The sequence below is a fragment of the Methylobacterium sp. E-065 genome (assembly GCF_022829605.1).
GTDB lineage: Bacteria > Pseudomonadota > Alphaproteobacteria > Rhizobiales > Beijerinckiaceae > Methylobacterium.
Genome location: NZ_JAKSYD010000284.1, coordinates 1 through 301 on the forward strand (window position 1 = coordinate 1; position 301 = coordinate 301).

Genomic DNA, 301 nt, shown 5'->3' on the forward strand with positions numbered 1-301 from the left:
GGGGCGGCCTCGTCGGGGTGACGAACGCCGGCGCGATCCTGACCGGCGGCTCGAACGCCAGCGGCATCCAGGCCCAGAGCATCGGCGGCGGCGGCGGCGGTGGCGACGAGTTGTCGAGCGCCGCCACCGCGCCGAACAACACCAGCAGGCAGCGCGGGGGCGGCGGCGGGCGCAGCAGTCCCGGCGGCGCGGTCACCATCATCAACGCAGCAGCCCGCAACATCAACGACGCGGGTGCCCGCGACCGCCGCCTCGTGGCCTGCACACACGGCGGGTGCGTGGCAGTGACTCGCAACAGCGC

At 75.4% G+C, this 301-nt stretch carries 1 protein-coding gene; it reads left to right on the forward strand.

The features are described from left to right. The coding region (locus MKK84_RS31795) for a hypothetical protein (RefSeq protein WP_243926464.1) at positions 1–301 on the forward strand (301 nt) is incomplete at both ends.